We start from the raw sequence: 19,739 nt of genomic DNA on the forward strand, positions 1-19,739 counted from the left end.
TGACAGCGCAGCGACAATTTTTTGCTTTGGCCGCAGAGCCAGTATAATCGCCGGGCGAATCACAACGGCAGGGACTCATCATGCGCATCATTCATACTGCGGACTGGCATCTGGGGCAGTTCTTCTACAACAAAAGTCGGGCAGCCGAACATCAGGCATTTCTCGACTGGCTGTTGATCCAGATTGAACAGCATCAGGTGGATGCGTTGATCATCGCAGGCGATCTGTTTGATACCGGTACACCGCCCAGCTACGCCCGCGAAATGTTCAACCGCTTTGTGGTGGCGCTGCAGCCCAGCGGCTGTCAGTTGATTGTGCTGGCGGGCAACCACGATTCCGTTGCCACGCTGAATGAGTCGCGTGAGCTGCTCGCCTGCCTCAATACCCGGGTGATCGCCACCCCGCAGGAGAAGGATGATGTGCTGCTGCTCAACACCCGCCAGGGCGAGCCGGGCGCGCTGCTGTGTGCGATTCCCTATCTGCGGCCGCGCGATATCCTGCGCAGCCGGGCAGGTCAGTCGGGACGCGACAAGCAGACCTCGCTGCTGGAAGCGATCGCCCACCACTATCAGCAGCGATTCGCCGCCGCCCAGGCGCTGGGCCATGCACTGCCGATTATCGCCACCGGCCATCTCACCACCGTCGGCGTCAGCCAGAGCGATTCGGTGCGCGACATCTATATCGGCACGCTGGATGCCTTTCCGGCCAGCGCGTTTCCCGCGGCTGACTATATCGCACTGGGGCATATTCATCGCGCCCAGCGCGTCGCGGGCAGCGAGCATATCCGCTACAGCGGCTCACCGATTCCGCTGAGCTTTGATGAGCTGGGCACAGAAAAAAGCGTCTTCCTGCTGGAACTCACCACCAGCGGCCTGCAATCAGTCACGCCGCTGGTGGTGCCACAGGCGCAGCCGATGCAGGTGCTGAAAGGATCGCTGGCGCAGATTGCAGAACAGTTAAATGCCTTCAGCACGGCAGAGCAGGAGAAGCCGACCTGGCTCGACATCGAAGTCACCACCCAGGAGTACCTCAGCGATCTGCAGCGTCAGGTAGAAACCCTGACCGCCACGCTGCCGGTCGAAGTCCTGTTGCTCCGCCGCAGCCGTGAACAGCGGCAACAGAGCCTGGCGCGGCTCGACAACGAAACCCTGAGTGAGCTGAAGGTGGAGGAGGTCTTTGCCCGCCGGCTGGCGCTGGATGAGGAGCTGCAACCAGAGCAAATCGCCGAGATGACCACCCTGTTCCGCCAGACGCTGGCCGCCATGGAAGAGACCCAATGAAGATCCTCACGCTACGGTTCAAAAACCTCAATGCCCTGCGCGGTGAATGGTTCATCGACTTCCGCGCCGAACCTTTCGCCAGCAACGGCCTGTTCGCCATTACCGGTGCCACCGGCGCCGGTAAAACCACCCTGCTGGACGCCATCTGCCTGGCGCTCTATCACCAGACACCGCGCCTGGGCGCGATTTCACAGAGCCAGAATGCGCTGATGACCCGCGACTGTGCCGAATGTCTGGCCGAGGTGGAGTTTGAGATTAAAGGAGAAGCCTGGCGCGCCTTCTGGAGCCAGAACCGCGCGCGCGGCACTGCTGACGGCAAACTTCAGGCGCCGCGCGTTGAGCTGGCACGCTGCGCTGACAACACTATTGTTGCCGATAAAGTCGGTGACAAGCTGAAGCTGATCGAAACCCTCTCCGGGCTCGATTTCGAAAGGTTTACCCGCTCGATGATGCTGTCACAAGGCCAGTTCGCCGCCTTTCTCAACGCGAAAGCCAGTGAGCGCGCGGAACTGCTTGAGGAGCTGACCGGCACCGAAATTTACGGTCTGATTTCCGCCGCCATCTACGAGCGCCACAAAGAGGCAAAAACCCAGCTGGATCTGCTGCGCAGCCAGGCGGGAGCGATGGCGCTGCTGGATAGCGACGCACGTGCCGCGCTGCAACAGCAGCTCACCGATCTGACCGATGCGGAACAGCAGCTCAGCGCGCACTATCAGCAGGCGCAGCAACAGCAGCAGTGGCAACAGCAGGCGCAGCAGTTACAGCAGGAAAATGCGCAGGCTGACGTCGCGCTGCAGCAGGCCCAGGCTGCATCCCAGGCGGCAGAGGCCGATCGTCAGCGGCTGGCACGCAGCGAACCGGCTGAAAAGCTGCGGGTAAAACTGCAGCAGCGCGACGCGTTACGCACCGAACAGCAGCAGGTCGTGAGCCGCTGTCAGCAACTCACGGCGGCGCAGCAGCAGGCGCAGACCCAACAGCAGCAGCATCAGCAGCACTACGCGGCCACCCAGAGTGCCCGCCAGCAGGCGCTGCAGGAACAGCAGCAGCAGGAAAGTCTGCTGACAGAACAGGTGCTGCCGCTGGATCAGCGGATCAGCGCACTGCAGCAGCAGCTTGCGGAGCAGCAGCAGGAAAATGCCCGACAGCAGCAGCATGCTGATCAGACACAGGCCAGCCTGGCAGAGCAGAAGCGCCAGGTTGAGACATGGCAGCAGGCGATTGCCGAACAGCATCAGTTACGCCAGCAGCTTGCCGATCTCGCCCAATGGGGCGCTTCGCTGCCGGTGTGGCAGGAGAACTTTGCCCTGCTGGCGCAGCGTGAAGCGACCCTGGCCGGACTGGCGCAACAGCGCGAGCAGCAGCAGCGACAGATCGCTACCCAGCAGGCGGAACAGCAGCAGCAGGCAGAACAGGCGCTCCCGCGCCAGCAGGCGGAGCAACAGGCCCGCCAGGCGCTCTCGCAGGCGGAGCAAGTACTAACTTCGCTACAGGAACAGCATCCGCCTGCCGCACTGCGTCAGGCATTAAGCCAGTTGCAGAACAGCCGTCCGGCTCGTCAGCAACTGCTGCTGCTTTCAACCCAGTGGCAGCCGCTGCACCAGCAGCTGGACCAGCGCCAGCAGCGGCTTATCGCGCTCGCAAAAGCGCATCAGCAAAGTGAAGCGGTACTCCAGGCCCTGCGCGAGACGTGGAAACGCGAAAAACAGCAGTTGGATGATGTCGAAAAAATCTGCGCGCTGGAGCAGCAGATTGTTGATCTCAGCGATTACCGCGCCCGGCTCGCCGCTAATCAGCCCTGTCCGCTGTGCGGCTCCTGCACGCATCCCGCCGTTGAGGCCTACAGCACGCTGGAAGTAAGTGCTAACCAGCAGCGCCGGGCTGCACTGCAGCAACAAACCGAGGCATTGCGCGAAGCGGGCACGGCAAAAAGCGAACAGCTGAAACAGTCAGCCGTGCAGCAGCAGACCCTGCGCGATGAGATCGCGGAGATGCAGCAACAGCTCGATCGGCTTGAGCAGCAATGGCAGGCGCTGAGCAGTGAGCTGGCACTTACCTTCCCGCTCGCCGATCGGGATGCCTTAACCGCGTGGGAGCAGCAGCAAAGCGAGCGTGAAAGCCAGCTTGAGCAACAGCGACAGGCGCAGGAAGCCGCAGAACAGGCGCGTCAGGCCGCAAAAGATTACTATCTTCAGCAGTCACAGGCCTGGCAGCAGCATTTGCAGGCAGAACAGCTGGCGCAGCAGTCGCTGTCCAGCCTGCAGCAGGCGCTGGATGCGCTGCAACAGCGTCAGCAGCAGGAACAGCAGGCCATGGCGCAATTGCAGAGTCGTCTGGAGCAGCAGTTCAGTGCACACAACCTTGCCCTGCCCGACGCCGCCCATCGCGAGGCGTGGCTGACAGAACAGCAGCGGCGCTGGGAGCGCTGGCAGGAAAGTGAGCGGTTGCTCGCTAATCTGCAACCGCAGCTGTTAAAGGGGGAAACCCAGCTCACTGCCCTGCAACAGCAGGCAGAACTGGAGCAGCAGCAGCTCACCACTCGTCAGCAGCAGCAAAACCAGCGCCAGACGCAGCTCAGCGAGATGCGCCAGCAGCGTCTCGCGCTGTTTGGCGACCGCGAGGTCACCCACGCCCGTCAGCAGATACAGGCCCGCGTTCAGCAGGCTGATGAACAACTGGCACAGCAACTCACTGCCCTGCAACAGGCGCAGGCCGAGGTCAGTCGCCTGCAGGGTGAGCTTTCGGGGCTGGAAAATCAGCGGCAGACGCTCAATAGCAAACTGGCAGAGGCGGAAAGCGCGCTGCAGCAGGCACTGGAGAGCGCCGGATTTGCGGATGAAGCCAGCCTGCGCGCGGCGCTGCTGGATGAGCAGACCGCAGTGCAACTGCGTCAGCAGTTGCAGCAGCTCGATCAGCAATGCCAGCAGCAGCAGGCGCGACTGGCGGATCTGCGCCAACGGCTCAGTCTCCATCAGCAGGCGAAACCCGCTGCGATGCCGGAATCCGCCGAGGCGCTGGCGCAACAGTTGGAGCAGTTACGGCTGGCACTGCGCGACAACGCCAGCCAGCAGGGTCAGATTCAGCAGCAGCTGCACAGCGATGCCAGCCTTCGTGTGCGCCAGCAAAGCCTGATGACGCAGATTGAACAGGATGGTGTGACGCTGGCGCAGTGGAGCCTGCTCAACGATCTGATTGGCTCCGCCAGCGGCGATAAATTCCGGCGCTTCGCCCAGGGCTTAACGCTGGATCACCTGGTGGCCCTGGCTAACCGTCAGCTCGATCGGCTGCATGGCCGCTATCTGCTGCAGCGACGGGCGCAGGATCTGCTGGAGCTGGATGTGGTCGATACCTGGCAGGCCGATGCGGCGCGCGATACCCGCACGCTGTCGGGTGGTGAGAGCTTCCTGGTGAGTCTGGCGCTGGCGCTGGCATTGTCGGATCTGGTCAGCCACAAAACGCGCATCGAATCGCTGTTTCTGGATGAGGGGTTCGGCACGCTGGATGCGCAGACGCTCGACACCGCGCTGGACGCACTCGATGCACTCAACGCCAGCGGCAAAACCATTGGGGTGATCAGCCATGTGGAAGCGATGAAGGAGCGCATTCCGGTACAGATTAAAGTACGCAAGATGAATGGGCTGGGTTACAGCCAGCTGGAACTGCCGCAGGGATAACGGGCGCCGCAGCGCCCGTTTACGTGCAATCAGCGGGCGCTGACGAGCTTGTAGCGAGGGCCGGTGAGTAACCCGCCCTGCTCGTTCTGTGCCAGCAGACGATTGCTGGTCAGTCCGGCCACGGTGTGCGCTTTATCAGTCACGTTGCTGGCAATCTGTTTGATCGCCGCACTGACCAGCATGCCGACCAGTCCACCGTTGTTGTTGTTGCCATCTTCACTGTCGCTGGCACTGGCCTTACCCTGCCAGATCTCTTTGCCGCTGCGCAGATCCACCAGCCGTGCTTTGGCGGTCACGATCGTCACGCTGTCAATGACCCGATAGCTGCTGCCATATTCGCTGATCGAGATATAGAGCGCGCTGTCGGCGTGGAAAATCTCATTCAGACGCTTCGCGCTGACGGCCTGGGCGTCACTGGCACTGGTCAGGCCATTCTGCTGAAAGGTCTCTTCAACCACTGCCACCGGGAAGACGTAGTAACCGGCTTCGGCCAGCGGGCGCGTCACCAGCGAGGTCAGACTGTGCGCGGCATTGATATCCGGCGAGGTGTTATCGGCCGGCAGCACCAGAATCGAGGCGGGCTTGCTGGCACGGAACGCACTGTAGTCATACGGTTTTTTCGTCGCACAACCGGTCAGCAGCAGCATCATCAGCACGCCGCCGAGGGCAATCAGTTTTTTCACCGTACCACTCCTTGTTTTTTACTCATCAGAAAATCCATGTAAGGTGCCGATTCGGGAAACAGCTGCTTCTCGGTGGCAAACTGACCAAAGGCTTTATTGGTATCGCCGGTTTTGGCATAGAGCAGACCAAGCTGGGCGTGCAGGCCAGGCGCAACCGGCTGGTTAACGGCACGGGCTTTGTCAATGTCCAGATTCAGCGCATCGATCTGCTTCAGCGGATCGCTGCCCGGCTGATAGTAACTGTAAACCTGCTGCTGATAATCGCCCCAGTAATAGATCGTTTTCGGCGCTTTTGGCGCACAGCCTGCCAGCAACGCCGCTGCAATCAGCAGGCTGCTCAGTGTCATCATCTTCATTTACTGCTTCCTTATTTAGCCGGACGCCATGCGCCGTTGTTGATTCCATCCACTAAATGATCGACCGCTTCGCGAATCGCCAGATCCATCACTTTGCCGTTCAGCGTTGAGTCATAGCTGCTGGTGCCACCAAAGCCGATGACCTCACGTGCGGAGAGCTGATACTCGCCCGCGCCCTGGGTGCTGTAGACCACCTCTGAGGTGGTGACATCCACTACGTTCAGATTCACTTTGGCATAGGCGATCTGCGTTTTGCCGCGGCCCAGAATGCCCCACAGCTGCTGATCGCCCACTTCTTTGCGGCCAAACTCGGTGATATCACCGGTGATGATGAAGTTCGCGCCTTTGATATTCTGCTGGCTGCGTTTGAAGTCCGACTCCTGCTGCAGCTCTTTCAGGTTGCTGCGATCCAGCACGCTGAACCGGTTGGTCTGCTGCAGATGGGTAATCAGAATGGTTTTTGACTGATTGCCCAGCCGATCGACACCATCAGAGAAAATGCCGTTCATATAGGAGGAGCGGTTATCGAACTGACCCACCGCAATCGGGCTGCGCACGCCCTGATAAACCGGCTGGCTGGCCGCGCGAACTTGGGGGGCCTGAATAGCGCGGGAAGATTCAGTGGCGCAGCCGCTGATCAGCGAGGCCGTTAACAGGGAGAGTGCCGCAAAGGCATATTTTTTCTGCATTTCTAATCCATGAAGTGAAAGAGATGTAACCCGCGCCAGGGCGGTAAATTCTGGTTCTGTCGACAGTCGGAGTAATGCCATAGCATTCATGATGCCGGTCTGTAGACTGTCGGCAGCAGACCGGAAGATCTTTAAGGAAAGTTGGCCAGTTAAATGAATTTAATTAATATAACGATGAGAATGTTGCCGGGAGTGATTATTGCAATGTCGCTCAGCGCCTGTCAGCATCCTGTGGCAAAGCAACGGGATAGCGTGGCAAACCTCTGTCAGCCGTCGAAAGATCCTGACAGCCAATCCTGTCACTGGACTAATCAAATGCAGCCAGTACTGAACCGGCAGTTCAGCGATGCGGCGCGTTACGCCGGTCAGCAATGTCTGGTACGGATGGAGTGGCAACCACACAGCAGACATTATGCGGTGACCCAGACGCAGGGTGATGAAGCGCTCTGCCTGCGCGCCTGGCAACTGGTCGCGCAGACCCGCGATCTGCCGCCGCCGCCGGAGCCTGGACAACCGGCGTGGTTCGGCTTTGCGCCGCGCGGTTAGCTGGCCAGACCTTCCTGACGCCACTGGCGCGGACTGATGCCAAACCAGCGACGAAACGCGCGTGAAAACGCGCTGACTTCCGAGTAGCCCAGCAGCAGCGCCATCTCAGAGATGGGCAGCTGCTTCTGCTGCAGATAGTATGTCGCCATTTCGCAGCGCACCTGATCGACCAGCGCGGTAAAGCTGCTGCCCTCTTCGCGCAGCCGCCGCTGCAGTGACCAGCTCGACAGTCCGAGCTTATCCGCCACCTCTTCCAGCACCGGCTCACCCTGCATCAGCGATAAATTAACCTGCGAACGCGCCTGTTCAATCATGCTCTGCTGTGACGTCCCACGGTTAAGCCGTCGGATCGCATCCTGCATCACCATTAACAGGATCGGATCGCTCTCCGGCATGGCGCGCAGCAGATCGCGCTTGGGGATCACCAGTGAGTTAAACGGCTGATCGAACCAGACCGGCGCATCAAACACTTTGCAGTGATCGTGCCACTGGCCGGGACGCGGATGTTCAAAGTGGACTTCGCGCGGTGCCCAGTGTCTGCCCGCCACGTGGCGGATCAGATTCATAAACATCCCCAGCGTCAGCTCCGCATCCTGACGGCGCGACAGGATCGCGCCATGTCGCACCTGATAATCCAGCCGCCAGCACTCTCCCTTATCCACCAGCCGGGTTAAGGTGTCGTGCTGATGCCAGGGAAACGCGTTGACCACATTATGCAGCGCCTGTTCCAGCGTGGCGGAGCACAAACCGATGTAGCCGATCAGGCCTAATGACTGCGGTTTAAACTGCCTGCCGTAGTGCAAACCGAAGTTATCAAAACCGGAGTGACGCGCCGCCTCTTCCAGCACCCGACAGTAGTTAACCAGCCCCAGGCTGAGCGTCGGACTGGCCAGGCGCTCCGGATCGATGCCGCTGATGCCGAAGATGCGATCAACATCGCCGCCCTGGGTATGAATAAAGTCGCCTAAGCCGGTCGCCGCCGCTGCCAGCACGCCGTGATTGCCTGCCCCCGCCGCTGCCGAGCAGGCCGCAAACGCATCGGGCTTTATCAGTGTCGGATTCATGGTCGCCTCAGTCAGAATTCAGGTGGATCACCCGTTACTCCTATCCGAGCAATTTCCATACCAGGTCCCTGATGCCCGACGCGCCGCCTGCGGGCTGTCCGGGCGGCGCGCGGGCTACGCGCAGGGCACTGCGGCGGCGCAGCGACGCCCGCCGCTGGTGCATCAGACGCCGACCGGCAGCTGCTCACCTTCCAGATAGCGGCGGCAGAGGCGGACCGAGTGGCTGGCCCACGCCGATCCCAGGCTGCGCGCCATTTCGGTTTCGGCATGTGATCCCACCCACGCGGTGAGCTGGATACGACGCTGGATTAACAGCGCGGGCAGCATGGCCATCTCCGCATCGCTGATATGCGCCACCTGCTCATAGCCGCGGATCCAGTGATCGATCCACTCTGGCGCGCGCGGATGATGCTCAACAAAACTGATCGCCGCCGCCAGATCGTGCAGATACCAGCCTAGCCCGCAGTCATCGAAATCGATCACCCGCGTTTCGCCCTTGTGCAGCAGCAGATTGGTCAGCCGCAGATCGGCGTGGATCAGGCCATAGCGATCCGATCCTTTACCGAACTGCGTCATCGCCGCGCCGACCTGGCTTATCGCCTGCTCTACCACGCCGTGATCGGCAGGATTCAGATTCGGCGCATCCTGCCAGCGTCCCCAGTGACTCTCTGCGCTGGTCATGGTGTGGTGATCCCAGATGATGCGCTGGAAACCCGCAGGCGGCTGCCACTGTTTACTGTGCTGATGCAGCCGCGCGGTGATCTGGCCGAGCTGCTGAAAAGCGCGGGGATCGACGTCGGTGGTCGGCATCTCTCCGTCGATCCAGTGAAACAGCACCACGTAGCGTTCACCGCCCTCCGGCAGCCGCAGCGTCAGCACGGTTTCGCCCTCTTTGTCCGGCACCGCTTCCGGCACCATAATGCCGGTTTCGCGCAGCGCATTGAGCCACAGCAGTTCGCTGACGATGTCGGCTTTTTGATGATAATCGCCGCGATGCAGTCGCAGCGCATAACGCCGGCCTGCCGCCTGCAGCAGAAACGTGGCGTTCTCTGAGCGGCACAGCAGGCTGAGCTGGCCCTGCAGCGCGGCGGGATAACAGGCCAGCGCCTGCTGCGCCATCAGGGTGAGTTGGGAATCAGTCAGGTTGTCATATTGTTTAGCGCTCATCAGTCCGGCTCCTTGTCACTTGCGTTATCTCAGCATGCGTTGCCAGAAGGTGAGCTGCTTGACTCCGGAAGAGACAAAGTTGACCGCAGCGTGCAGCTGGCCCGGTTGTTGCCTGTGAGTTGACCGTGGAGAACAGAAGTCACTGCGCCCGCGTCAAGTCGTGGCGAGTAATGCAACGGCATTATCCCCTTACTGTAGCGTAATGGCGGTGTAACGCCGCGCGAAGCCAACAACGACGGGGATAACAGTATGACAAACAGACTCAAGCCCACTCTGGGCACCCTGCATCTGTGGGGGATTGCGGTTGGCCTGGTCATTTCAGGCGAATATTTTGGCTGGAGTTACGGCTGGGCCGTGGCGGGCACGCTGGGATTTCTGGTCACCACCGCGTTGATCGCCACGCTCTATACCTGCTTTATTTTTAGCTTCACCGAACTGACCACCGCGATCCCCCATGCAGGCGGGCCATTTGCCTATAGTCGCCGCGCCTTTGGCGAAACCGGCGGACTGATTGCCGGTCTGGCGACGCTGATTGAGTTTGTCTTTGCGCCACCGGCGATTGCCATGGCGATTGGGGCTTATCTCAACGTGCAGTATCCCGAACTGAACCCGAAGACTGCGGCGGTCGGGGCTTACCTGGTGTTTATGACGCTGAATATTCTCGGCGTAAAACTGGCGGCGATGTTTGAACTGGTTGTGACGGTGCTGGCGGTGATTGAACTGCTGGTGTTTATGGGTGTGGTTTCACCCGGCTTCAGCCTGGCGAACTTCGCCGCGCACGGCTGGGCAGGCAGTGACAGCTTCGGACTGCCCGCCTTCTCCGGCATTTTCGCCGCCATTCCTTTTGCCATCTGGTTTTTCCTGGCCATTGAAGGCGCGGCGATGGCGGCCGAAGAGGCGAAAGATCCGACCCGGACCATTCCCCGCGCCTACATCAGCGGAATTCTGACGCTGGTGGTGCTGGCGATAGGTGTGATGCTGATGGCGGGCGGCGCGGGCGACTGGCGCAAACTTGCCGACATTAACGATCCGCTGCCGCAGGCGATGAAAATGATTGTCGGCGAGCACTCTAACTGGATGCATATGCTGGTGTGGATCGGACTGTTTGGCCTGATTGCCAGCTTCCACGGCATCATCCTCGGCTATTCACGGCAGTTTTTTGCCCTGGCACGCGCGGGCTATCTGCCGCCTTCTCTGGCCAAACTGTCGCGTTTCCAGACCCCGCATCGGGCGATTATTCTCGGCGGCGTTTTGGGTATTGCGGCGATTTACAGCGATGGTGTGATTAATCTGCAGGGGATGACGCTGACGGCGGCGATGATCACCATGGCGGTGTTTGGCGCGATTGTGATGTACATCATGAGTATGCTGAGCCTGTTTAAACTGCGCCGCAGCGCGCCGGAGATGGTCCGCAGTTTCCGCGCGCCGGGCTATCCGATTGTTCCGGGCATCGCCCTGCTGTTGTCGGTGGTTTGTCTGCTGGCGATGCTGTGGTTTAATCCGGTGATTGGCGCGCTGTTTTTCGCCATCATGCTGGCAGGCTATCTCTACTTCCTCGCCACCAAAGCGCAGCGCGATCGGGCGCCGCAGGACAGTATGCTGGTCGGCGAATAAAAGCGGCGCGGGTAAGTGCCGTGGGTTAACGATTCAGCGCCGGGTATCGCTGGCGCTGAATCGTCAGCGGATGCTCAGGTGACTCAGCCGTTAAGCGGCCAGAGCCACGCCGCACCGCGTACGCCGCTGGAGTCGCCATGCTGCGCTTTCAGCACCGGCGTTTCACACTCCCCGCCAAATACCCACTTCTTCATCAGCACCGGCACGGTCTGATAGAGACGATCCACATTGCTCATCCCACCGCCCAGTACAATCACATCGGGATCGATCAGGTTTACCACCTGCGCCAGCGATTTTGCCAGCCGCAACTCATAGCGGCTCATCGCCAGTTCGGCGATCGGATCCTGCTGCGCCAGCAGCGAGACGATCTCCGCACCTTTGCGATGCACGCCGCTCAGCCGCTGATAGTCGATACCAAAACCGGTGCCTGAAACAAAGGTCTCAATACAGCCCTGCTGCCCGCAATAACAGGGCACTTCCTGACGGTAGCGCAGCTCATCCTCATCCATCCACGGCAGCGGATTGTGGCCCCACTCACCGGCATTGCCGTTGCCCCCGATACGCGACTCACCGTTGATCGCCACACCGGCGCCCGATCCGGTGCCGATGATCACGGCAAACACCAGCGACTGTCCGGCACCGGCACCGTCGATCGCTTCCGACACCGCCAGGCAGTTGGCATCGTTGGCGATACGCACTTCCCGGTTCAGCGCCTGCGCCAGATCTTTATCCAGCGGCTGACCGTTGAGCCAGGTGGAGTTGGCATTTTTTACCCGCTTACTGTAGGGCGAAAGCGTGCCGGGAATACCGAGGCCGACCGTGCCGGTTTCGCCGGTTTTCTGCTCCGCCAGCGTGACCAGATCGACAATCGCCTGCACCGTTGCCTGATAGTCATCACGCGGGGTATTCACCCGGTGGCGGAACAGCTCCTCTCCCTTATCCGACAATGCGATCACTTCTGTCTTGGTGCCACCCAGATCTATGCCTATGCGCAAGATTACGTCCTCGTTATTCGTTCAGGTGAGAGATACAGTAAAAGGCGTCTGCCGGAAAGGCAATGAAACCACTCCGATGTTTCGCTATCATGCGCGCTGACTCTCGCAGACTTGTGCGCCCGATCGCGCCACGGTAAGGAATCCCGATGTTGTGGTTTAAAAATATGATGGTTTATCGTCTGAATCGTGACATTCCGCTGTCCGCAGATGAGATGGAAAAGCAGCTCGACGCCTTCACGTTTTCACCGTGTGGCAGTCAGGATATGAGCAAGACCGGCTGGGTCTCGCCGATGGGCAACCGCAGCGATGCGCTGACCCATGAAAACAAAGGCCAGATTGTGATTTGCGCCCGCAAAGAAGAGAAAATCCTGCCTTCGCCGGTGGTGAAACAGGCGCTGGAAGCGAAAATCGACAAGCTGGAATCTGAGCAGAGCCGCAAGCTCAAAAAGACCGAAAAAGATTCGCTGAAAGATGAAGTGCTGCACAGCCTGCTGCCGCGCGCCTTCAGCCGTTTCAGCCAGACCTACCTGTGGATCGACACGGTCAACAACCTGATTATGGTTGACTGTGCCAGCGCAAAAAAAGCGGAAGATACCCTGGCGCTACTGCGCAAAAGCCTGGGCTCACTGCCGGTGGTGCCGCTGACGCTGGAAAGCCCGATTGAACTGACCCTGACAGAATGGGTACGTTCAGGCGAGCTGCCTGCCGGATTCGCCCTGATGGATGAAGCGGAGCTGAAAGCGCTGCTGGAAGATGGCGGCGTTATCCGCTGCAAGAAACAGGATCTGGTGTGCGATGAGATCGCCAACCACATCGAAGCGGGCAAGCTGGTAACCAAACTGGCGCTCGACTGGCAGGAGCGCATTCAGTTCGTGCTGGCCGATGATGGTTCAGTGAAGCGTCTGAAGTTCAGCGACACGCTGCGCGACCAGAACGACGATATTGACCGCGAAGATTTTGCACAGCGCTTTGATGCGGACTTTATTCTGATGACCAGCGAACTGGCCGCACTGACCAGCAATCTGGTAGAAGCGTTGGGCGGCGAAGCCCAGCGTTAATCAGCCACCGGCAGAATCATCCTGACAGACGATATTCGCCAAAAAAAGGGCCGCTAAGCGGTAATGCCAGCCAGTTAAGCGACAGGTGATAACGCAGTCTGGTGCCGCTCAGGGGCTGGCGGTCCTCGCGCCGCTGCGCGGTTCCTTCACTTCATTCGCCTGCCTGACGGACCGTCGGGGATGGCACATCCTGTGCCGCCCCGCCTTTCGCCCGCGTCCTGGCAGACTCATTCTGTTCAGCGCTGCGGATTGCCTGCCCCTGATCGCCACCGGCCTGCTCTGAAGCTTCTGGTGCGTACTGTTAAAAAGGGCACGAGCGTGGAGGCCTGAGCGCCTCTGCTGCTGAAAGGGCTATCCGCAGCGCTGAGGCGTGACGGTGGGCCAGAAGTCCACGCCGGGAAGCGTGGACAGTTCGGGGCCGGCCAGGGAGGGCCGATCCCCGAACGGTTCGTGGGCACGCCGTCAAAGCCGAAGGAACCGCGTGAGCGGCGCGAGGACGGCCCGGCAGCAGCAGAGGTGCGCTGGCCCGCACTGCGGCACGCTCGCCCTGACAAAAAAGCTGCCACGTTTGACCGTGACAGCCTTTACAAATCTAATCTTAACTGACCAGCATTACCGCTAAGCGGCCATTTTTTTTAATCTTTCAGGTAACGGCAGAGATAGGAACTTGGCTCGCCAACCTGCAGATGAAATTCGCTGTGACCCGGCACGTTGAACACCGAACCCGCTTCAAACCATTTCCACTCGGTTTCACCTGGCAGTAATACCTTAAGCGAGCCGCTGACCACGGTCATCTCCTCCGGCTGGCCGGTACCGAATGTGTATTCGCCTTCAGCCATTACGCCCACGCTGGCACGTCCGGTGCTCGCACTGTCAAAACCGATAGACTTAACTTTTCCGTCAAAATACTCACTTACGTTGAGCATAATAGTTCTCCAGAGCACATGTTGTGTGTCTGGCAGTGTAGAAGGGAACCCGCTGATCTGTCACGCGAAATGATGGCCGTTTGTGATCTCTTCACTCAGGGAAGCAACTCCGCCGCCAGGCGCGCCACCAGCTGATTAGAGAGCAGAACCGGTACGCCCAGCCGCTGCTGTAACCCTATCCGATGCTGCTGGTGATACCCCATACAGTCGAGCACCACCAGCGCTGCGCCCTGCGCTTTCAGACTGTTTGCGGCATCGGCGAAGGTTGCCTGATCGCCCTGATAGGGACTGGCGACCGCAAAGCAGGGCTGCGCAGGCAGTTGCTGCCATTTACCTGCCTGCTCAACAATCTGCTCCTCAACCGGCACGACAATGCCGACCCGCTGCTGCTGCTGCACCATGGCGCAGATGAGCGGTGGAATCAGGCGATCCGGCTCCAGCAGTAGCGCACGCTGGGTGCGGAGCCGGCTGAATTCACCGGTGCAGAGCAGCAGAATGGTCGCATAGCCCGCCTGTTCCAGCGCACTGATTTTGCGCTGCAATCCCTGCTCCACTTTCGAGGCCGCCAGCCGCACCTGTTCGCCACTCTGCAGCCGCGACACCAGAACCCGGTCGCCCGCTGCTGGCGCGAAGCGTGCGGCAATCTCTGCCGCGCTGAGTCCATCCAGTAAACCGGCGTGATCGGTCAGCGCATCCGGCAGATGCTGCCGCAGCAGCGGCAGAATATCGCTGCGCGGAGACTGGCCGATAGTCAGCGTTACCAGTGGTTTCGTCATCTTAGTGATTCCGGTGACGCAGATGCGCCAGGCTGCCATAGAGTGAAATCAGCCGCGCATACTCTTCGGCGTCGTAGAAGTGACAGGTTCCACGACCAAACTCCTTGGCCACCTCAATGGCAAACTTCGCCGCTGCCGCAATGTCCACTTCATGGCTGGCGCCGGTTCCGCAGCCCGGCACCACCGACTCGGCAGTGATCGCCACCCCCACCACCGGCACATCCGTGGCGGTAGAAGGTTGCAGAATGCTGTTGAGGTGATAAACCCCATTGCCGTAAGGCGTAATATCCTGCGTGGTGATGGGAAAGGTCACCGCCGGACGGCCGCTGGTCATCTCCATGATGCGCAGCAGATCCTCCGAAACCCGCAGGATGTAGCCCTCTTTCACCGTCGGCGACAGGGCAAAGCCTTTGTGGTTGATAATGCGGTTACCTTTGGTGGTGTCGATTGACAGAATCGCATCCACACCCGCCACCACTTCATTATCATTCATGGTGATATCGTCAATCGGCGAGTCCATGAAATCGACCGGCAGATGCGGCCGCGTTGGCGCATCCGGGCAGATATGAGTGGTAATGATGACATCGCCATCAAGCCTGTCGCCTTTGCTCTGCATCTGCGCCAGTTTAAGCGCGCTGGCAACGGCCGCGATCGCGCCATCCGCATCTGACACCATGCCGATACGACCAGGACGAGCGCCGATGCCACCAAGGCGACCAATAATCCCCAGCGTCGGTGCACTGCCGCCGCCTGATTTGCCCTGCGTCCCCGGAATATCAATGCGCACAAAATCGGTGCGGCCTTTGGGACCGGAGACACGGGTAAAGCGGGCATCAACATCAGGATACGCCGCGAAGAGATCCACCACCTGCTGTCCGTCAATGTGGGCGCTATCCAGTAACTCAAAAACCGCCAGGGTCTGCTGCAAACTCATGCTTTATCCTTTTATTTCTTGCTGCTGCTGGCAAACAGCGAATGAAAGAAGCTGTAGAGGGCATCACCGGCAATAAAGCCTGCCGCCATCACCTCCATAGGCGACCGGCCCCGCTCGCCCCAGATCCGGATGATTATGATGCGTAAGGCGATCCCCACCACTACTGCCCAGCCCGCCATGGCGTTATTAATTAATAAACCGGTGGCGAGCAGCACGCCCAGCTGGCGTTTCGGCCCGCCGATCAACTGGATAATGGCCCCCGGAATCGCCCACATCAGCAGATTACCGGCGATACCTGGCTCAGCACCCGCCTGAATGGTTTTGGCATACACCCGCGCTACAGGCGGCAGCAGGTTGTCAGCAAAGAAAAAGGTATGGGCGTACCAGACCAGCGGAATCGACACAACAAAGGCGATCATAGCTGCGATGAGCTGAATACGACGTCCCCAGAGCTCCTGCTGCAGATCGGCACCGTTGCCGCGCAGGATAAAGCCCGCCTTCAGGTCATAACCCATATCGGCGAACGCCGGACCAGTGGCGGCGGTAAAGCCGCACAGCAGGCAGAGCGCCAGCGGTGGGAAGCCGATCAGAATGCCGATAATCAGCGTAATTAGCGCCACGGCAAAGGCCGGGAACCAGCCGGAGTGCATAGCGGCAATGCCGACAATCAGTTCATGGGCGAAAGCAGCAAACGCGGCATAAAGAACAAACAGCAGCAGCATCGCGATGCCCATCTCACTCCACAGGCCGCCCGCCAGCGCCAGCAGCGCCGAAATCACGATGTAACCCACGCTGCCGAAACCCAGCGCCCGCTGCACCTCATTGCCATTACGGCTCACCACCAGCGCATCATTTTTGCGGCTGCGAATCACCATCACGACCTGAATCAGCGCCACCAGACCGGCACCGACCATCACGCCATGCGGAATATAAAGCGCATTAATATCAATACCGGCCACCGGCTGCGCATAGGCACGCAGCAGAAAACCGATGCCGAGCATCGACAGCGCCCAGATATTGCCGATAAACGCGGTGCCAAAGGCGGACATCGGGATCTTCAGCATGGCACCGACGACGCCACCCACAATGCCCAGCACCAGCAGCCACGCCTGGCGTCCGCCTTTATCTCCCGCTTTGATCGCTTCTGCTGCTGCAACGCCCGGTGGCCAGGCATTACTGGCCGGAAAGACGCGGGTATCAAACAGCCGATAGAGCAGCCAGGCATCCAGCAGCATCGCGGCGCTGACGCCACAGAACAGCGGCAGGACCAGTTGCGGTTCACCCAGCGCCCAGGGCACGGCAATCGGCATCAACAGACTGTTCGCCGCCCCAAAGGTGGCTGAAGAGATAGCGGTCTGCGCCAGGTTCTGGATTTCAATCGAACGATAACGGCGGAATGCCTGCAGCGGAATACGCGCCAGCAGCATGGCAAACAGCGCGCCGATAATAGAGGTGTTAGGCGTTACGCCAATGGTGGTAATCAGCTGAATGCCAATAATGGCACCCGCAATGGAGAGAAGAATTAAAACCAGTGCCACGCCAACGTGTTTAATCGGATTTACCCGTTCCATACGTCCCCGCCAGTCCTTGTCCAGAAGAAATGAAATAACGTCTACCCGCCCGCTGGCCGGTTTACGCCGGTTATCAGTTTCACTGCTCTGATGCGCACAGAGATTGCAACAGCCACTGCAGATGGTCGTCCCTCCGCATGCTGAACCGATACAGGAGGCAATGAGAGACGGACACAGGCAACCGGAGTGCTGCGTAAAGCGTGGCGATCAGATTGAAAGAAAAAGGCCCGAAGGCCTTTGTTTTCCCTGGTGTGGCGAAAGTACTACGCCGATAAAAACGGTGTGAAGTTACGCGCCATATTTTTCGGTCATCTCTGTGGCCGTTGCGCGTAATGCTTCAAGGAGCTCTGACGGGAAACCCGGTTCAGACTCCATAGACGGAAACGACAGGCAGAGTGCCACCGTTTCGCCATGATGTTTGTTATGAACAATAACTGACAGCGAGCTGATGCCTGGCAGCGACTCATTTCGGGCCAGTGACCAGCCCTGCTGGCGGATCTCAGCCAGTCTGGCACAGAGTGCCTCAGGACTTTGCGGCGAGTTCGCTGATGCGACCTGCCATTGATCATGGAAGCGCGCCAGCACCTCTTCATCACTTAACTGCGCTAACAGCGCCCGGCCGGTTGAGGTCGCGGCAGCCGGCATCCGACTGCCCGGTGGCGTGACCATCTGCGTAAAGTGACGCCCATGAAACATACGCATCACTAATACTTCCCGCCCGTCGAGCTTCGACACGTAACCCATGCAGCCGGTCTTCGCAGCCAGCCTGACCATCGCCGCTGAAACGCTGTCAACCAGCGGTGCCGAAAGATAATGTCCGGCGGCAGCCAGCAATACGCGACCAATGTGATAACCGCGCGTATCCGCATTCCGCTCCAGCAGCCCCTGACTTTCCATGGTGGCCAGCAGACGCGAAACGGTGCTTTTTGGCAGGTTTAACGCCTCAACCACCTCACTGAATGAGAGACCAACATGCCCCTGCGTCACACCTTTGTGCTGAAACAATCGAAGTACGGCGGCAGCATTTTCAAGTGTGGTCATGTTACGTGTTCCACTATATGGAACTAAGTTCCTCTGTTGGTTTGATGAAAATAAAACGTGGCGCTGAATCGGTCAAGCGACAATTTGATTCACACAGAGATCGGCAGCAGAGAAAATAAGGGGATAAAAATGATTAGCGGGGCTTTATCTGGTGAGACAAGGAGAGTGCAGAACAGAAGCATACGCAGAGAGCATTCGACAGTAAATCTGCGTCAATTTCGCTTCTTAAATAACCCGATCGACTGCAGGTGGGAGTAAAAAGAGGCGTGGTTCAGGCACAGCGCCAGGCGGGTCAGTAATAAGCAGTTATCCGGTGTAACAGGCTGGCGTCCCTGCCAGCAGTAAAGCTTTACTCTTTTTCAACGTCTTCGTAGCGCGCTTTGGCGTCACGCGCTTCTTCTTCCGTTTCGTGCTCACTGATTAATGAATTCGGTTTGGGATGATCAGCACGCAATTCGTAAGAGGTTACTTTATTACCTTCAGTGCCCTTTTCAACTGGCACAACTTTCGCTTCACGTGGATACGGTGGTCTGGTCGGCATACTGTGTCCCTCTTGTCTGAATAACATTCCACAGGACAGGCCGCTGCCTGTCATAGGATAAGTATAGACAATGCCGTCTGAAGCGGGATCAAAGCGGGAAAAATCTGAGGGTTAGCTGGCGCGCGCCAGGGAGAGTGACAGCAGAATTTCCTCTACCACGCACTCAGGCGATTGCATCGCATTCACCTGATGATGGGCCGCAGCCTGATAGAGATGCGCACGTTCACGCAGCACATCACTCATCTCATCAGCAATCGGACGGCCGGTTAAGGTCGGACGCTGGGCCGCTTCAGGTTCGCTTTCCAGCCGCTCTGCCAGCACCTCGGGTGACGCGCTAAGCCAGATCACCTGGCCCTGCTCCTGCATAAAACGGCAGTTCTCTTCAGCCAGAATCATGCCGCCGCCGGTGGCAATGACGGTTCTGGGTGCCGTCACCGCTTTGAGCGATTCCGTTTCACGGGCGCGGAAACCTTCCCAGCCTTCCTCTGCCACAATCTCCGTCACACTGCGCTGCGTGCTGAGTTGCAGATGGTGGTCGGTATCCGTAAAGGCGTAGCCCAGCGCCTGCGACAGCGCCTCGCCGACCGTGGTTTTGCCGCAACCGCGAGCGCCAATCAAAAAGATGGGTAGTGACATCAGGGCCGTTCCTCCGCCTGACCGCGCGATGCGGCTGCATGGTGAGCTTATTAATGCGACGCATAATAACTGGAAATTATTATGGCCTCTACCTGTCAGGCACGATTTACGCATTTTCGTCCCCTGAACAGCGACAATCTTTGTGTTTTCAAGGGGAAATGCATGCACGTTTTGTGCATCAGGGCCGTAAC

18 protein-coding genes are annotated in these 19,739 nt (G+C 59.2%); 5 read left to right on the plus strand and 13 right to left on the minus strand.

Features of this window, described 5'->3' with window-relative positions:
- Positions 1–80: 80 nt before the first annotated feature.
- Together sbcD and OK409_RS10070 are read left to right on the plus strand one after the other, a co-directional pair.
- Entirely contained in the window at positions 81–1,280 is a 1,200-nt protein-coding gene (sbcD, locus tag OK409_RS10065) for an exonuclease subunit SbcD (protein ID WP_167429837.1), read from the plus strand.
- The gene (locus tag OK409_RS10070; RefSeq protein WP_264367023.1) at positions 1,277–4,951 is read left to right on the plus strand and encodes an AAA family ATPase; all 3,675 of its coding nucleotides are present in this window, start codon (positions 1,277–1,279) and stop codon (positions 4,949–4,951) included. The genes sbcD and OK409_RS10070 overlap by 4 nt, the downstream gene beginning before the upstream one ends.
- A 29-nt stretch (positions 4,952–4,980) precedes the next feature.
- On the opposite strand, the gene OK409_RS10075 is transcribed toward OK409_RS10070, so the two are convergent.
- The 3 genes from OK409_RS10075 to OK409_RS10085 are packed head-to-tail and all read right to left on the minus strand — an operon-like array spanning position 4,981 to position 6,679.
- Positions 4,981–5,634, minus strand: coding sequence for a DUF799 domain-containing protein (locus tag OK409_RS10075; protein WP_031593975.1), 654 nt, complete (start codon positions 5,632–5,634; stop codon positions 4,981–4,983).
- Positions 5,631–5,990, minus strand: a complete 360-nt coding sequence (locus tag OK409_RS10080) for a DUF4810 domain-containing protein (protein WP_264367024.1) — start codon at positions 5,988–5,990, stop codon at positions 5,631–5,633. The genes OK409_RS10075 and OK409_RS10080 overlap by 4 nt, the downstream gene beginning before the upstream one ends.
- An 11-nt stretch (positions 5,991–6,001) precedes the next feature.
- Positions 6,002–6,679: a CsgG/HfaB family protein gene (locus OK409_RS10085; RefSeq protein ID WP_033756751.1), complete on the minus strand. Its 678-nt coding sequence runs from the start codon at positions 6,677–6,679 to the stop codon at positions 6,002–6,004.
- 204 nt (positions 6,680–6,883) lie between these two features.
- On the opposite strand from OK409_RS10085, the gene OK409_RS10090 reads away from it, so the two are divergent.
- Complete coding sequence (locus tag OK409_RS10090) at positions 6,884–7,225, plus strand: cell envelope integrity TolA C-terminal domain-containing protein (protein ID WP_235603783.1); 342 nt, start codon at positions 6,884–6,886, stop codon at positions 7,223–7,225.
- On the opposite strand, the gene OK409_RS10095 is transcribed toward OK409_RS10090, so the two are convergent.
- Complete coding sequence (locus OK409_RS10095) at positions 7,222–8,289, minus strand: AraC family transcriptional regulator (protein WP_033779673.1); 1,068 nt, start codon at positions 8,287–8,289, stop codon at positions 7,222–7,224. The two genes, OK409_RS10090 and OK409_RS10095, sit on opposite strands and share 4 nt — an antisense overlap.
- Positions 8,290–8,451: 162 nt before the next feature.
- A complete protein-coding gene (locus OK409_RS10100; RefSeq protein WP_010671182.1) occupies positions 8,452–9,456 on the minus strand; it encodes a phosphotransferase enzyme family protein in 1,005 nt (334 codons plus the stop codon).
- Positions 9,457–9,705: 249 nt separating this feature from the next.
- On the opposite strand from OK409_RS10100, the gene eat reads away from it, so the two are divergent.
- Complete coding sequence (gene eat / locus OK409_RS10105; RefSeq protein WP_033766618.1) at positions 9,706–11,070, plus strand: ethanolamine permease; 1,365 nt, start codon at positions 9,706–9,708, stop codon at positions 11,068–11,070.
- Between the two features lie 83 nt (positions 11,071–11,153).
- Here the strand turns inward: eat and mak are convergent, their stop codons facing one another.
- A complete protein-coding gene (gene mak / locus OK409_RS10110; RefSeq protein ID WP_010255298.1) occupies positions 11,154–12,065 on the minus strand; it encodes a fructokinase in 912 nt (303 codons plus the stop codon).
- Positions 12,066–12,211: 146 nt separating this feature from the next.
- Here mak and rdgC point away from each other — a divergent pair, with 146 nt between their 5' ends.
- Positions 12,212–13,123: a recombination-associated protein RdgC gene (rdgC, locus tag OK409_RS10115; protein ID WP_022625153.1), complete on the plus strand. Its 912-nt coding sequence runs from the start codon at positions 12,212–12,214 to the stop codon at positions 13,121–13,123.
- Between the two features lie 635 nt (positions 13,124–13,758).
- On the opposite strand, the gene ppnP is transcribed toward rdgC, so the two are convergent.
- From ppnP to aroL, 7 genes are all read right to left on the minus strand, one after another.
- The gene (gene ppnP, locus OK409_RS10120; RefSeq protein ID WP_009091800.1) at positions 13,759–14,049 is read right to left on the minus strand and encodes a pyrimidine/purine nucleoside phosphorylase; all 291 of its coding nucleotides are present in this window, start codon (positions 14,047–14,049) and stop codon (positions 13,759–13,761) included.
- Between the two features lie 95 nt (positions 14,050–14,144).
- Positions 14,145–14,825, minus strand: a complete 681-nt coding sequence (locus tag OK409_RS10125; protein WP_010255292.1) for an AroM family protein — start codon at positions 14,823–14,825, stop codon at positions 14,145–14,147.
- A gap of 1 nt (position 14,826) precedes the next feature.
- A complete protein-coding gene (locus OK409_RS10130) occupies positions 14,827–15,759 on the minus strand; it encodes a DUF1177 domain-containing protein (protein WP_033766613.1) in 933 nt (310 codons plus the stop codon).
- 11 nt (positions 15,760–15,770) lie between these two features.
- Positions 15,771–17,330 carry an OPT/YSL family transporter gene (locus OK409_RS10135; protein ID WP_052272146.1) on the minus strand — a complete coding sequence of 520 codons (1,560 nt, stop codon included), beginning with the start codon at positions 17,328–17,330 and terminating at the stop codon, positions 15,771–15,773.
- 288 nt (positions 17,331–17,618) lie between these two features.
- Positions 17,619–18,371, minus strand: a complete 753-nt coding sequence (locus tag OK409_RS10140) for an IclR family transcriptional regulator (protein WP_010255274.1) — start codon at positions 18,369–18,371, stop codon at positions 17,619–17,621.
- A 349-nt stretch (positions 18,372–18,720) separates the two neighbouring features.
- Complete coding sequence (locus OK409_RS10145; RefSeq protein WP_010255272.1) at positions 18,721–18,912, minus strand: YaiA family protein; 192 nt, start codon at positions 18,910–18,912, stop codon at positions 18,721–18,723.
- A gap of 111 nt (positions 18,913–19,023) precedes the next feature.
- Positions 19,024–19,548, minus strand: a complete 525-nt coding sequence (aroL, locus tag OK409_RS10150; RefSeq protein WP_033779680.1) for a shikimate kinase AroL — start codon at positions 19,546–19,548, stop codon at positions 19,024–19,026.
- Positions 19,549–19,739: the final 191 nt, after the last annotated feature.

This window comes from Pantoea sp. RG18 (genome assembly GCF_025910075.1).
Lineage (GTDB): Bacteria > Pseudomonadota > Gammaproteobacteria > Enterobacterales > Enterobacteriaceae > Pantoea > Pantoea agglomerans.

Excerpts from the sequence above, each read along its gene's own strand:
- OK409_RS10080 (WP_264367024.1), bottom strand. The coding sequence starts at position 5,990 with ATGAAGATGATGACACTGAGCAGCCTGCTGATTGCAGCGGCGTTGCTG.
- OK409_RS10085 (WP_033756751.1), bottom strand. The coding sequence starts at position 6,679 with ATGCAGAAAAAATATGCCTTTGCGGCACTCTCCCTGTTAACGGCCTCG.
- eat (WP_033766618.1), top strand. The coding sequence starts at position 9,706 with ATGACAAACAGACTCAAGCCCACTCTGGGCACCCTGCATCTGTGGGGG.
- OK409_RS10135 (WP_052272146.1), bottom strand. The coding sequence starts at position 17,330 with ATGGAACGGGTAAATCCGATTAAACACGTTGGCGTGGCACTGGTTTTA.
- sbcD (WP_167429837.1), top strand. The coding sequence starts at position 81 with ATGCGCATCATTCATACTGCGGACTGGCATCTGGGGCAGTTCTTCTAC.
- OK409_RS10130 (WP_033766613.1), bottom strand. The coding sequence starts at position 15,759 with ATGAGTTTGCAGCAGACCCTGGCGGTTTTTGAGTTACTGGATAGCGCC.
- rdgC (WP_022625153.1), top strand. The coding sequence starts at position 12,212 with ATGTTGTGGTTTAAAAATATGATGGTTTATCGTCTGAATCGTGACATT.
- OK409_RS10140 (WP_010255274.1), bottom strand. The coding sequence starts at position 18,371 with ATGACCACACTTGAAAATGCTGCCGCCGTACTTCGATTGTTTCAGCAC.
- aroL (WP_033779680.1), bottom strand. The coding sequence starts at position 19,548 with ATGTCACTACCCATCTTTTTGATTGGCGCTCGCGGTTGCGGCAAAACC.
- OK409_RS10100 (WP_010671182.1), bottom strand. The coding sequence starts at position 9,456 with ATGAGCGCTAAACAATATGACAACCTGACTGATTCCCAACTCACCCTG.
- ppnP (WP_009091800.1), bottom strand. The coding sequence starts at position 14,049 with ATGCTCAACGTAAGTGAGTATTTTGACGGAAAAGTTAAGTCTATCGGT.
- OK409_RS10125 (WP_010255292.1), bottom strand. The coding sequence starts at position 14,825 with ATGACGAAACCACTGGTAACGCTGACTATCGGCCAGTCTCCGCGCAGC.
- OK409_RS10145 (WP_010255272.1), bottom strand. The coding sequence starts at position 18,912 with ATGCCGACCAGACCACCGTATCCACGTGAAGCGAAAGTTGTGCCAGTT.
- OK409_RS10070 (WP_264367023.1), top strand. The coding sequence starts at position 1,277 with ATGAAGATCCTCACGCTACGGTTCAAAAACCTCAATGCCCTGCGCGGT.
- OK409_RS10090 (WP_235603783.1), top strand. The coding sequence starts at position 6,884 with ATGTCGCTCAGCGCCTGTCAGCATCCTGTGGCAAAGCAACGGGATAGC.
- OK409_RS10095 (WP_033779673.1), bottom strand. The coding sequence starts at position 8,289 with ATGAATCCGACACTGATAAAGCCCGATGCGTTTGCGGCCTGCTCGGCA.